The 13,581-nt window shown below is 35.9% G+C and carries 12 protein-coding genes and 2 pseudogenes; 8 read left to right on the forward strand and 6 right to left on the reverse strand.

All coding sequences use genetic code 11. The features are described from left to right. Nucleotides 1-7 precede the first annotated feature (7 nt). Together KI369_RS14320 and KI369_RS14325 are read right to left on the reverse strand one after the other, a co-directional pair. Nucleotides 8-685: an LrgB family protein gene (locus KI369_RS14320; protein WP_212956405.1), complete on the reverse strand. Its 678-nt coding sequence runs from the start codon at nt 683-685 to the stop codon at nt 8-10. Further along, nucleotides 682-1,047: a CidA/LrgA family holin-like protein gene (locus KI369_RS14325; protein WP_000872364.1), complete on the reverse strand. Its 366-nt coding sequence runs from the start codon at nt 1,045-1,047 to the stop codon at nt 682-684. Before KI369_RS14325 ends, KI369_RS14320 begins: the two co-directional genes overlap by 4 nt. Nucleotides 1,048-1,199: 152 nt before the next feature. On the opposite strand from KI369_RS14325, the gene alsR reads away from it, so the two are divergent. Further along, nucleotides 1,200-2,105 (forward strand): acetoin biosynthesis transcriptional regulator AlsR, encoded by a 906-nt coding sequence (alsR, locus tag KI369_RS14330; RefSeq protein ID WP_098830576.1) that lies wholly within the window; start codon nt 1,200-1,202, stop codon nt 2,103-2,105. 63 nt (nt 2,106-2,168) lie between these two features. Here alsR and KI369_RS14335 read toward each other — a convergent pair whose 3' ends face one another. Continuing rightward, complete coding sequence (locus tag KI369_RS14335) at nt 2,169-2,768, reverse strand: YgaN family protein (protein WP_212956406.1); 600 nt, start codon at nt 2,766-2,768, stop codon at nt 2,169-2,171. 174 nt (nt 2,769-2,942) lie between these two features. Between KI369_RS14335 and KI369_RS14340 the strand changes: the two genes are divergently transcribed. The 3 genes from KI369_RS14340 (at nt 2,943) to KI369_RS14350 (ending at nt 5,457) form a co-directional block, all read left to right on the forward strand. Then, nucleotides 2,943-3,518 carry an ABC transporter permease gene (locus tag KI369_RS14340; protein WP_212956407.1) on the forward strand — a complete coding sequence of 192 codons (576 nt, stop codon included), beginning with the start codon at nt 2,943-2,945 and terminating at the stop codon, nt 3,516-3,518. Between the two features lie 90 nt (nt 3,519-3,608). Continuing rightward, a complete protein-coding gene (locus tag KI369_RS14345) occupies nt 3,609-4,520 on the forward strand; it encodes an ABC transporter ATP-binding protein (RefSeq protein ID WP_000180642.1) in 912 nt (303 codons plus the stop codon). Further along, nucleotides 4,513-5,457, forward strand: coding sequence for an ABC transporter permease (locus tag KI369_RS14350; RefSeq protein ID WP_212956408.1), 945 nt, complete (start codon nt 4,513-4,515; stop codon nt 5,455-5,457). The genes KI369_RS14345 and KI369_RS14350 overlap by 8 nt, the downstream gene beginning before the upstream one ends. A gap of 36 nt (nt 5,458-5,493) precedes the next feature. Here KI369_RS14350 and KI369_RS14355 read toward each other — a convergent pair whose 3' ends face one another. Beyond that, entirely contained in the window at nt 5,494-6,639 is a 1,146-nt protein-coding gene (locus tag KI369_RS14355) for a M20 peptidase aminoacylase family protein (RefSeq protein ID WP_212956409.1), read from the reverse strand. Between the two features lie 90 nt (nt 6,640-6,729). Then, a complete protein-coding gene (locus KI369_RS14360; RefSeq protein WP_212956410.1) occupies nt 6,730-7,638 on the reverse strand; it encodes an EamA family transporter in 909 nt (302 codons plus the stop codon). Between the two features lie 327 nt (nt 7,639-7,965). On the opposite strand from KI369_RS14360, the pseudogene KI369_RS29770 reads away from it, so the two are divergent. The 3 genes and pseudogenes from KI369_RS29770 to KI369_RS14370 all read left to right on the forward strand — a co-directional run bounded on the left by KI369_RS29770 (nt 7,966) and on the right by KI369_RS14370 (nt 9,429). Continuing rightward, nucleotides 7,966-8,108: pseudogene (locus tag KI369_RS29770) on the forward strand (peptidase T). A gap of 16 nt (nt 8,109-8,124) precedes the next feature. Continuing rightward, the gene (gene ccdA / locus KI369_RS14365) at nt 8,125-8,832 is read left to right on the forward strand and encodes a cytochrome c-type biogenesis protein CcdA (RefSeq protein ID WP_001152684.1); all 708 of its coding nucleotides are present in this window, start codon (nt 8,125-8,127) and stop codon (nt 8,830-8,832) included. 90 nt (nt 8,833-8,922) lie between these two features. Next, nucleotides 8,923-9,429 (forward strand): CcdC family protein, encoded by a 507-nt coding sequence (locus KI369_RS14370; RefSeq protein ID WP_001028637.1) that lies wholly within the window; start codon nt 8,923-8,925, stop codon nt 9,427-9,429. A 62-nt stretch (nt 9,430-9,491) separates the two neighbouring features. On the opposite strand, the pseudogene KI369_RS14375 reads toward KI369_RS14370, so the two are convergent. After that, nucleotides 9,492-10,697: pseudogene (locus tag KI369_RS14375) on the reverse strand (DUF7927 domain-containing protein); the annotation flags it as partial. Between the two features lie 776 nt (nt 10,698-11,473). Here KI369_RS14375 and ltrA point away from each other — a divergent pair. After that, the gene (gene ltrA, locus KI369_RS14380; RefSeq protein ID WP_000999901.1) at nt 11,474-13,402 is read left to right on the forward strand and encodes a group II intron reverse transcriptase/maturase; all 1,929 of its coding nucleotides are present in this window, start codon (nt 11,474-11,476) and stop codon (nt 13,400-13,402) included. The last annotated feature ends 179 nt before the right edge of the window (nt 13,403-13,581 follow it).

Here is a 13,581-nt window from a genome sequence, read left to right on the forward strand (position 1 = left end):
TGCTTTTTTAATGTATCCACGATAAGAAAAGCGGAACGATAACTAAACTAGCTCCCGCTGTTAAAAGCATAGATAAACTTGCAATCGTTCCTTCTACAGGACCGATTTCGAATGCTTTTGATGTACCGGTTCCATTTGCGCTCGTGCCTAACATAATGCCTTTTGCGAGTGCTGTTTTAATACGACATATGCGTATGAGAGAAGGACCGAGCAGTGCCCCTGTTAACGCAGTTAAAACAACAAATACAGCTGTTAATTGTGACATACCACCAATCATTTCTGAAATAGCCATTGCAATTGGTGTCGTTACAATATGAGGTGCTAAACTATGTTCTAACGATGAATCAATTTGAAAATAATTTGCTAGTAGTGCTGAAGTAATAACTGATAGAAACGAACCGACAATGACATTAAGTAAAATAGCCATTCCATGTTTCTTAAGTAAATCAAAGTATTTATAGATTGGCCATGCAAAAGCAACTGTTGCAGGTTTTAATAATTCTGTTAACCAGTGGCCTCCAGTTTCATACGTTTCATAAGATGTGTCTAGTCCGAGTAATAAAGCGATTAAAATAATAGGACAGACGAGAAGAGGAGAAAGTAAGCTCCAATTCCAGCGTTGATACATTTTCTTCGATATCCAATATGTGAATAGTGTTAATAGTAAACAAAGAAAGCCGATCATTGCACGGATCCTTTCCGCTTTAGTAGCAATTCTGTTAAGAGTCCTGTAACGAGAGTGACACAAAGTGTACTAATCATAATAATTAAAATGAGATCGATTCCATATTGTGATAGTGTATCTTTGTAGCGTATGACAGCGACTGCAGAAGGAATGAAAAATAAAATAAGTTCTTTTAATAAAAAGTCTGCACCGTCTTGTATCCACTCTTTTTTCACTAGGTTAAATTTTAATGAGATTAATAATAAAAAAATACCGATAATACTTCCTGGAACTGGGAGGTGTGCCTGTTTTGCAATCCATTCACCTGTCCAAGCGAAACAAAATAATAGTAAAATTTGTCCGCTTAATTTCCACCATTTCATACAGTAACCACCTCTTTCTTTTTTTACATAAAAATTGTAAAAAAGAATTAACAATTTCTACTATACGTTCATTCAAAAAATTTGTCTAATATATAAATTATATGTTATTAATATATTAGACGTATTAATTGAAATGGAAAAGGGTGTCCAAAATGGAATTACGGCATTTGCAATATTTCGTTGTAGTGGCAGAGGAGTTACACTTTGGGCGAGCAGCTGCTCGTTTACAAATGACACAACCACCGCTTAGTCAACAAATTCAGCAATTAGAAAAAGAAATGGGAGTTATGTTATTTTCAAGAACGAAGAGAAAGGTTGAATTAACAGAAGCTGGAGAGATGTTTTTAAAAGAAGTAAAAAAGGCGTTCGAACAAATTGAAAAAGCAGTAGAGATTGCACAAAGTGCCCAAAGGGGAGAAGTGGGCTCACTTTCAATTGGTTTTGTAGGTGCGGCGATATATGATATTTTACCATCTATCGTAAGGGAGTATAGAAAGAAATTTCCGAGAGTGTCTGTTGCACTACATGAACTGTCAACACCAGATCAGGTGCATGCACTTCACGATAACCGTATTGATATTGGATTTTTACGTCCGCCAATTCCAACGCAATTACTAGAATTAGAACCAATTCAAAGGCTTTCTTGTACGTTATGTTTACCGAAGGCACATCCACTTGCTGAAAAGGATGAAATACATATTGAAGATTTAAGAGACGAACCGTTCGTATTTATTACGAGACCGGTATGGCCTGCGTTATATGATACGATTTTATCACTTTGCCGCGACGTCGGGTTTAGTCCACATATCGTACAAGAAGCAACAGAATATCAAACAGTTATGGGACTTGTAGCGGCAGGAATCGGAATTACGGTAATACCTGTATCAGCAAATAAATTGTATAAAACAGAAGTCGTATATAAAGAATTATGTGATTCTAATTTTGTTGCAGAAATGTCAGTAGCTTACAAGAAAATGAATACTAACCCAGAGCTTTTAGAGTTTTTGAAAATTGCAAGAGAGAAGAAAAGAATAGAAGTAGAGGATGAGATTAATTAATTCATTTAAAAGTACACCTCGTTAAACAACGAAGCGGAAATGCACTGGAATTGCATTTCCGCTTTATTGTGCTTTTTTTAGCTCTATACTAAAGAGATAAACATGTTCATTTTCTTGTAATAGTTGGTCAATAGCGGTTGTTTCTTCAAGCATTGGAACTCTTACCGTTTCTTTATTTGTTTTTATTATAGCCGCTAAAGTCGTTTTTTGATTATATTTTAAGTTTATAGCAGATTGAAGAGTAGTAGATGCAGAGCTATTTATACTTGGAGGTGCTTCTTCAGGAACGAGCATGGAACTACCTTCAATATTAACATACCAGTGATTTTGCGCTTGTATATCTTTATCGAGTTGGGATTGAGGTGGTAAAAAAGAAAGTCTTACTTTCTTTTTTTGAAAATGTGAGGTAGCTGTATTCACAATTTCATTTGTTTTTTTACCATTTTGATAATAATCAATTTTAGCATGTATTTCATCTTTTTCATTTTTCAGTGTAACACTATAAAACATGCTATTTCCTTCTTGAAAAGGGGTCATTTGCAAAATAGAAGATTGCTCTTCTGTTAATTTGTATGGCTCAACAATCGCGATCTCATTGTTTCTAAGTGGGCTACAACTTGTGAGAAATAATAAAAACAAGATTGATAGTAATTTTATACGCATGCAATACCCTCCTTTTTACAATTATATTCTTAATATAATTTTTTTACCATTTTATTTTCTAGGACTAAAGACTTAGAACAAATTCAGATTGTAGTGCGATGTTTAAAATGTCATATTTTTATACACTAGTACTATAGAATGAGTATGGTATGAAGTAAGGTAGGGGAAGAACATATGTCTTTATGTCAGTTAGTGAGAAAAAATATAAGAACATTTGCTGCCAAAAGGATGAAGCAATTTATGTGGGTTGCTATGAGTACTATGGTTTTATTTTTTATGATATCGCTCCAATTTAATGAAGGAGCTATTGGGGAATTAGAGACTACACTTTTATTTCATATGTGCTTTTATACGCTGTTTATTGTATTCATTTTTATATGTATTTTTACTACATATAAAATAACGTTTTCTCTTCTGCAAGTGAGGAAAGCGGAAATTAAATCTTACGTAATAGAAAATAGGAAGAGAAATGATGTACTATGTGTATTATGTCAGGAGCAATTATTTATTTATGGAGCAGCGTTTGTTTTTGGATTAGTTAATGGGATGTTATTTTTGAAGTTATTTACGATTATCTTTATGAAAATAGCAGGAATACAAGGTGTAAATAGTGCACCGATTACAATATATGCAATAGTTGTTGTTAGTATAATTATGATTGTTATCGTCCTGTTATCGATGATGCAATGTTTTCAATTTGTTCAAAGTTTACAAGATAAAAATTCGTTTCATTTCAAGGAAAAGGCATGAGAAATCATGCCTTTTCCTATTTTACACATAAAAATAATCATGTTACAGTGTAAAGACCTGACAAAGAATGGGAAGGAAAGGTTGTATAGAATGACAAATGAACAATCGATTGTAAAGGTTGAACGATTAACGAAGCGAATCGGTTCAAAGACACTTGTAGAAAATATTAGTTTCGAAGTTAAAAAGGGTGAAGTAGTTGGATTGCTCGGACCAAATGGCGCTGGAAAAACGACTTTAATGAGAATGATGGTCGGCATGATTCGTATGACAGAGGGCGAAGTTTGGATTGATGGTCAATCTGTAAAACAGCAATTTGAAAGTACTGCTTCGAAAATTGGAGCAGTAATTGAGACACCGGAATTTTATCCGTTTTTGAGCGGCTATGAGAATTTAACATATTTCGGACGCATGAATGGTAACGTGACAGAAGAACGTATCGATGAAGTAGTGAAATTGCTAGGGATGGGACAAGTAATTGATCGCAAAGTAAAAGCATATTCACTCGGCATGAGACAACGATTAGGGATTGCTCAAGCGCTTATTCATGATCCAGATGTATTGATATTAGACGAACCCACGAATGGATTAGACCCTAGTGGAATACATGAAATGAGAATGTACATAAAGAAAATTGCACATGAACAAGGAAAAGCGGTACTTGTATCTAGTCACTTACTTTCAGAAGTGGAATTAATGTGTGATAGAGTTATCATTATTCAGCACGGAGAATATGTGGCGACGCAAAATATTCAGCATAATCAAAGTGAAGAGATGGAGACAATCCGTATACGTGTAGATGATGCGAATAAAGCTGCAGAAATGTTAGATCAAGATGTTTTAATAAAAGGTAATGATTTACTTATTCATGTAAAAGATGAAGAAATCCCAAATGTTATTCGTACATTGCTTGAGAAAAATATTCAAGTGTATCGTGTATATGAAGAAAGAAAAACGTTAGAAGAGCAATTTTTAGAATTAACAGGGGGAAAAGATATTGTTTAATTTAGTGTATAACGAACTGTATAAAATATTTAAGCGAAAGCGAACGATTATTCCATTTGCAGTTATTGCAGTATTAATAATTGGATTAGGATGGGTTACGGTAAAGTATTTAGAACCGGAAACAAAAGGATGGAAAGCCGATTATACAGAACGAACTGTAGAAATTGAGAAAAAGCTAGGCATGAAAAAAGAAGATATTTTAGCAGAACGGTCTGGGGACGAGCTTGTAAAGGAATATCAGCTTAAGATGAAGTACTTAGATACAGATACAGCACCGGCAAGCAGTTCTCCGCTTTCTTTCATGAGAGATACAGGTTTTATCGTATTTCCAATATTGCTCCCGTTTATCCTCGTGTATGCAAGTACAATTTTTGCGAATGAATATAGCTGGGGAACATATAAATTTTTAACGATACGACCAGCGAGTCGCTTTAAAATTTTGACAGCTAAATTTTTAGCAATTGTGATATTTGCAGCATTATTGTTTATATTTAATATGATTTTCTCCACTTTATGTGGACTTGTTATTTATAAATTCCAGCAGCCTGCATGGAGCGAGTTTATTTTCCAAGATGGGAATATTATAAAACAAAATATTTTTGTAGAAGCTAGTAAGTATTATATTTTATCGTGGTTGCCGACAATTGTGTACGCAGCGTTTGCATTTATGATTTCTGTGCTAACAAGATCTAGCGGAGGTGCGATTGGTATTTCACTATTTCTTGCTTTATCTGGAAACATCGCATTACTAGCGGCTACTAGATATGATTGGGCGAAATATTTATTGCCAGCAAACACAGATTTATACAGTATTTCAAAGAATGGCAGTTTTATTGATGGAGTAACGTTCCCGTTTGCTTCATGTATGTTATTACTGTATTTATTTGTATTTTTAAGCATTTCTTATACCGTATTTTTAAAACGTGATTTAACTTAATAAAAGAGCCGTTAAGTATTTCTTAACGGCTCTTTTTTATGCGAATTGTTTAAGTGCTTTTTCAGCTAACAAAGCGAAGTATTCTGCACTTATAGGTAACGCTCGCTCGTCTACTGTAAAAGCGGGATGATGCCATTCATGTGTGCCACTCGTTCCTATAAAGACGAATGAACCAGGTATTTCTTGTTGATAAAAAGAAAAATCTTCTCCGGCCATTGACGGGGTAGGAGAGATGATATTTAACTTCATTTTTTCGGCAACTTGAGTCGATAAGTTTGTTAGAGATGTATCGTTATGAACAGCAGGAGGGCCTGCATAAAAACGAAATTCTGTTTTTACACCTAATGCATCAGAAACCCCTTGAATAATACGTTTCATTAGTGCGGGGATTTTTTCACGTGTTTCCGTTTGGAATGTACGTACAGTTCCTTCCAGCGTTGCTTTTTCAGGAATTACGTTCCACGTATTTCCTGAATGGATGTTTGTGACACTGACGACGGCATTATGTGAAGAGCTTATATTTCGGCTTACAATTGTTTGGAGTGCCATCACGATTTGAGAGGACGCGACAATAGGGTCTACCCCAGCATCTGGTACAGCTGCATGTGTACCAACTCCGTGAATTTCAATTTCAAATCGATCAACCCCGGCCATGAGTGGACCATCTTTAATACCGATTGTACCTACTGGTAAATCAGGTTTATTATGCATACCGAAAATAGCCTGCACGCCATGTAAATGTCCGGCTTCAATTACTTTGCAAGCACCATTGCTACTTTCTTCAGCTGGCTGGAAGATAAAGCGTACAGTACCGTTAAGAGAAGATTCTTTTTCTTTTAATAAATAAGCGGCACCTATAATAGCAGCTGTATGAAAATCATGCCCACAAGCATGCATTATACCGTGAATTTTTGAAGCGTACGGCAAATTTGTTTCTTCTTGAATAGGAAGGGCATCAATATCAGCACGGATTGCTATAATTGGCCCACTATTATCCCCTGAAATTTCAGCAATAACGCCCGTTTCTAAACTTGAATTTATAATAGTAATGTTTTTCTCTTCTAACCAATGTTTTATAGCTTTCGTCGTTTCAAATTCTTCGTATGATAGTTCTGGTTGCTCATGTAAAGTTCGACGAATAGAAATTAGCATCTCAGTTAATTGCTCTAGATTTGCTGCCACTTATTATGCCCTCTTTCTTAAATAAAGTATTTACATTAAGTATACAATAAGAAAAGAGAGGATTCTCAAATGAAAATCCTCTCCTGTTTTTTATGCTGCCAATTTTTTGTGTGTATGATGTTTACGATAACGACCACGCATTGCATATGCAATTTGTGGAATTGCAATACCGATTAAAATAAGTGATACACCGAACCATTGTGAAGATAATACAGCTTCTTTTAAAACGAATACAGACATGATTGTTGTAACTGGTAGTTCCGCGGCACCAAGAATAGTTGCTAAGCCAGAACCGATTTTTGGAATACCAATTGTAAAGGCGATGGATGGGATAACGATACTAAATATCCCTAGTCCTAATCCATATTTCCAAAGCCCTTGAGAAATAGCTCCGCTAAAAATAAATGTTGGCGGGAATACGATCATTACTAAAGTTAAAGCACCAGCCATTAAGAGAACACCGCGCGGTAATGAAGGTACTTCAACAGCAACTTTTCCGCTCACGAAAATGTATGTTGCGAATGTAACAGCAGATAATAAACCAAGTATGATTCCAGTCATATCGAAATCACCTGCTGAGCTCTCTAATAAACCACTTGATAAGAATGTACCTGCAAGTAAGAAAATAACCGAAATCACTTTTTCTCTTGAAGGTAACGTTTTTGTTGCTACTGCCTCAATGATAATTCCGACCCAAACGAATTGGAATAAAAGAATAATTGCAATAGATGCTGGTACTGTTTTTAATGAAGCATAATAAAAGATTCCAGTGAAGCTTGCTGATGTTCCTGCAACGAATAAAAGTAACGCTTGTTTTAATGGAACACGATGTCTAGAAAATAGAAGTGTAATAGTAAGCAAAATGATCCAACCGAACAAATATTGGCTGCCAATTACCTCTCCAAGTGAAAAACCTTCTGCATACGCAAGTTTAACAAAAATAGCTAAAATTCCATAACTACACGCTCCTAATAAAACTAATAGAGAATAGCGAAGCATGAAAAATTCCTCCCATCTATATGAACTTGTTCCGTAACGGACATATATAACTAGAGGGAAGTATACAAAATTAAAAATGAAGGGTCAAATAAAAGAAAAGTGCGACATTTTATAGAATAATAATAAAAGTATGATATTTATGCATAATCTTGAAATTAGTAATAATAAAAGTATTATAAAATCAGCTTCGTGTTGTATAAAGATAGCATTTGAAAAAAATATTTTTTTATCAATATGTATGTAGACATACTCGTAACGTGCTAATCATTTGAGAAACTCTGTTACCTTTGTTATGTTAATAACAATTAGAGAAGTTTCGTAGTTCCATTGAGATTTTTCTATATAATAGAAGGAAATGAAAACGTTTTTTAGAAACTGTGTGAAAAGGTAGTTTTTCTTATTATCACGTTGGAAAAGTGATTTCACGAATTGTTCATAGTATTTTTATATGTTTTTGCTACAATATGTAAAGAGAGGAGTGGAACAATGCAAGATATTAGTATTTTTTTAGCGTTTGGCGCGGGGTTTCTATCATTTATTTCCCCATGTTGCTTACCGCTTTATCCGGCATTTTTATCGTACATAACAGGTATGTCGGTTTCTGAGTTGAAAGAAGAAAATGCAATGCTTCGTAAGAGAAGTATGATACATACAGCATTTTTCTTACTTGGATTTTCAATTATATTTATTGCAATTGGATTTGGTACAAGCTTTATTGGAGGCATCTTTACAAATTATAAAGATTTAATTAGACAGTTAGGTGGTATATTTATCATTGTGTTCGGTCTTATTATTGTCGGTGTGTTTAAACCGAAATTTTTAATGCAAGACCGTAAATTTACGTTTAAAAATCGTCCGAGTGGCTATTTTGGATCTGTTCTAATTGGATTGGCCTTTGCTGCAGGTTGGACTCCTTGTACTGGACCTATTTTAGTATCTGTTATTGGGTTAGCAGCAACAAATCCAGAATCAGCGATGATTTATATGATTGCATACATACTTGGATTTGCTATCCCATTTTTCGTGCTATCATTCTTTATTACGAAAATGTCTTGGATTAAAAGAAATAGTATGAAATTCATGAAAATTGGAGGATACGTTATGATTGTCATGGGTATCTTCCTGTATTTTAACTGGATGACGAAAATTATCGTATATTTCTCAAGTTTATTTGGTGGTTTTACCGGTTTTTAGTATTATTCTGTGAAAATGTTGGAAATACTAACGGAAAAGCATATAATGAAAGTATATTTTGCATATAGCCACAAAAAAGGATGAGAAAATATGAACATAGTTGTTTTATCCAGTATCGTTGCTGTTTGTATGGCTGTTGGTGCGATGTTTATTCGTTTAAAAGCAGCTAAGAAACCTGCAACATTGAAAAAAATTATACTTCCACCATTTTTTATGAGTACGGGAGCATTGATGTTTGTTTTTCCAGAATTTCGATTAACTCCAGCAGAAATGTTAGAAGCAATTGGCGTCGGTTTGTTTTTCTCCATTTTTCTTATTAAAACATCTAAATTTGAAATTAGAGGACAAGAGATTTATTTGAAGCGTTCCAAAGCATTTGTTTTTATATTAATTGGATTACTTGTCGTGCGGATTGTATTTAAAACATACTTAAGTCAATCTCTTGATTTAGGACAACTTAGTGGCATGTTCTTCTTACTTGCATTCGCGATGATTGTATCATGGAGAATTGCGATGTACCGTTCCTTTACGAAATTACAGAAGGAAATGGAAAAAGAAGACGGTTTTTATAATGAAAAAGATATGAAACTAACTTAAAAACTGTATATGTATAAAATAAAAAGACAGCGTTTTTTGACGCTGTCTTTTTATTTATATTGTTAACACCTTCTATCCCAGCCACGACGTATAAAACGTGTACCATCAAAAAAGCAAGTTAAATTTGGTGATACGAATGGACCGATAAACGGAATAATGTTTGGCTCTGAAGTTTCGTCAACAGAAATCGGTGGTTGAGTAGGATCAGGTCTTAGTGTATAGCGAATGCGAGCAGTATTGCGAATTAGACCACCTCGTGGCTCTGCTGTTACTTGGACAATAAAACGGATAACAACGGATTCACCTGGATTAACAGTGTCGATAAGAATACCGATAGTTGGGTTAGTTCCAGGACGTGCTACTCCGTTTACTGTTACTGAATTCGGATAGAAAGTAACTTCAGGTGGAAGTGGATCGGTAATGAGTACATTATTTGCTGAGATAGCACCATTGTTAGTAAAGGTAAGTGTATATGTGATGAAATCGCCGAGATGGGCGCTATTTACATTTGCAGTCTTAATAAATGTGTTTGGCTCATTAGGGTTTACTTCTACTGTAATTGGTGGTGTTGTAATCGTTGTTGTGACGGGTGGTCTAGTAGGGTCTGGTTGAGAAGTAGACGTAATGGATGCGATATTTGTAATCATTCTATTAGGTGGAAGGGTAATAACCTGTACTTGGAATGAAATTGTTACTGAGTCTAATGGATTAAGAGTTCCAACTAGAATTCCTGTAGATGGATTTGCATTTGGAACTGGAATGTTGTTAATTGTGACACTGTTTGGAATGAATGATGTACCTGCAGGAAGTGAATCAGTAACAGAAATGTCAGTGACAGGAATGGTACCTTCGTTTTGGAATGTGATAGTAAACGTAATTGTATCACCTACTGAAACGATGGATTTATCAGCAGTTTTTATCGGATTAATAGTCCCGACATTTACAGGAGTAATTGTAGTAGGTGTAGGCGTAGTAACGGATACCGGTGGTTTAGTAGCATCTGGTTGGTATTGGAATGAAACGTTACCTTGGTTTTGGATTTCTCCGCTTGGTGGAATTGAAGTAACTAGGACGCGGAAAGAAATCGTTGCTGATTCAGAAGGAGAAAGTGTTGGAATTTGAATACCTGTTTCTGGATTTGCAGTTGGCTGAGATACATTATTAATCGTAACGCTATTTTGGATAAATGAAGTACCGGTTGGTATAGGATCGCTTACGAGTATATTGTTGGCAGGAATGGTACCTGTATTTTGGAGAGAAATTGTATACGGTGCGAGACGTTCTCGAGTAAGTAATGCGGGAGCATAGGCGACAACGAGGACTATTCTTAATTGTAGAAACATCGAAAACAATAAAGAGTAGGATAACTGTTCAGGCGAGTGAGAGGAATGAAGGAGTAACGCCCCGAAACTCTCCCAGTGAGATTCCCAACTGCATACACTCGGCAGAGTGAGATGTTGGAAGCAGGGTAAAACATGCGGTTACGGTTCGTAGTGTCTATATGGATAACCGAAAGCCAGCAGGAATAATAAACCGGCTGGAACTAACTAAGTACCGTATGCTGTCAACCGACAAGGTGAGAATGTGTAAACACTGACGAACTTGCGAATGTACACCTCGATAGGTTTACGGGTCAGAAATGATTCGGAGTCTGAAAATAAGACTTGTCTAATGGATTGGAAACATCGCATAGTGACCAATCCTAACGTTGTTACAGGCAACGGAGCTAGACACGGGGTAAAGCAAGCACCTAAATCGGAGATTGAAAGATCTTTAAAACAACGATAGTCTGAACGGAACGTCGAAAGCCACTAACGTTGGGTCTATGACTCTATCGGCGGATATAGTTGAATACGAAACGGGTAACCGAGGGAAGTATTCTTAATAGTGGTGAGAGTAGTGGCACGACCGTTGAAGATTCTGTAATGGAATTGGAGGAACAGCCACAAGCCTATTTGTAGGAACTGAAATTTCATCTAATCTTGCATGGATTCTGGTAAGACTCAAAAGGTCACCAAATCAATATGAGAGTAGGTGATAGACCATGAATGATAGAACTAAGTCCACGCCAAAGAATAAGAAACTAAGACACAACGAATACTACGGTATCCAAACTTTCTTAGATAACTTATACCAGAAGGCAACAAAGAAAAATTCTTTTAAAAATTTAATGCCTATCATTATATCAGATGAAAATATACTCCTCGCGTTTCGTAATATTAAAGGAAACAAAGGGAGTAAAACAGCAGCTTGTGACAATGTAAACATTAAGGATATTGAGAGAATGGAACAAAGCTATTTCTTGAACGAAGTAAAAAGACGCTTTCAAAACTACCAACCGCAGAAAGTAAGGCGCAAGGAAATACCGAAACCCAATGGGAAAACCAGACCTCTGGGAATACCAAGTATGTGGGATAGGATTATCCAACAATGCATCTTACAAGTAATGGAGCCTATCTGTGAAGCACACTTCTGTAACCGAAGTCATGGATTTCGCCCAAACAGAAGTGCTGAAAATGCTATAGCAGACGCAACAAAACGGGTAAATCAGCAAAACCTTACATATGTGGTGGATATAGACATTCAGGGATTCTTTGACGAAGTAAGTCACGTCAAACTCATGCGCCAACTATGGACACTGGGTATTCGTGACAAACAACTACTAGTCATTATCCGGAAAATATTGAAAGCGCCAGTGCAACTGCCTAACGGCAAAACGATATTTCCGACCAAAGGTACCCCGCAAGGTGGTATCCTTAGTCCACTACTCGCCAATGTTAACCTTAACGAATTTGACTGGTGGATTAGTAATCAATGGGAAACTTTCAAAGCCAAGAAGGTAAAGCCGAGATTGAAAGATGGGATTTGGAGTAATGACACTGTAACATATTGTCTATCCAAAACATCCAAGATGAAACCAATGTATATCGTAAGATACGCAGATGATTTTAAAATCTTTACAAATACACGTAGGAATGCGGAGAAAATTTTCGAAGCAACTCAAATGTGGTTAGAAGAACGTCTAAAACTGCCTATCTCAACCGAAAAGTCTAAAGTAACCAATCTGAAAAAGCAACAGAGTGAATTCTTAGGTTTCACTCTTAAGGCTGTAAAGAAAGGTAAGAAGAACGGTAACACACGATACATTGCAGTAACACACATCTCTCCAAAAGCACTGGAAAAAACAAAACAAGATTTAGCAAAACAAGTGAAAAGGATACAGAGAACCCCAAACTCTAATGAAACAATTAAGAGAATCAGTATATACAACAGCATGGTCATTGGTAAGCACAACTATTATAAAATAGCAACGCATGCTTCCCTGGATTTCAGTAAAATGAACCATAGTCTTGGTCACATGATGTATAACAGATTCCCAAAGTCAAAAATTAGAGGAAAAAGCAACACAAACGGATACACGAATATAGGGAAATATAAAGGGAAAGACAGAGGTATTAAACCATACCTAAAGTCAAAAGCGATGAGATTTCTCATGAAATGTCCTATTTTACCAATCTCCTATATTCAACACAAAAAACCGATGATGAAAAAGCAATCTATTAACAGATACACCGCAGAAGGACGAGCCCTTATACACAAAAACTTGGCAGAAATAACCGAAGCGGAACTGAAATGGTTAAGAGAAAACCCAGTTATAAATGAACGGGCAACCATAGAATACAATGATAATCGAATTTCTCTTTATATTGCACAAAAAGGAAGATGCAGTGTAACAGGTGAGAAACTCTCGCCTTGGGACATCCACTGTCACCATAAGCGATTATGGAGTGAAACAAGGGATGACAGCTACAAAAATCTTACCATCATCAAGCCAAGTGTCCATACACTAATACACGCGACCAATATAGAAACCATAAACCAATTCCTCAATAAATTAAAACTCAACGAGGAACAGTTAGGCAAACTTAATAAATTGCGGAAATTAGTCAAAAATGAGGAAATCTGTATGTAATCACAAAATGAAGTGGATATGGAACATGAACAACTAGCGTTGTTTGCTTAGAGCTTATCATTATTAGATGAAAAGAAAACTACAATATAGGTGGACCGCGGTATGCCGTGAAAGTGGCACGTACCGTGCGGATCGGGGGAAAAGTTGGAGATAACCTCAAAGACTTACCTATCGACAAT

This window comes from Bacillus sanguinis (assembly GCF_018332475.1).
Classification (GTDB): domain Bacteria; phylum Bacillota; class Bacilli; order Bacillales; family Bacillaceae_G; genus Bacillus_A; species Bacillus_A sanguinis.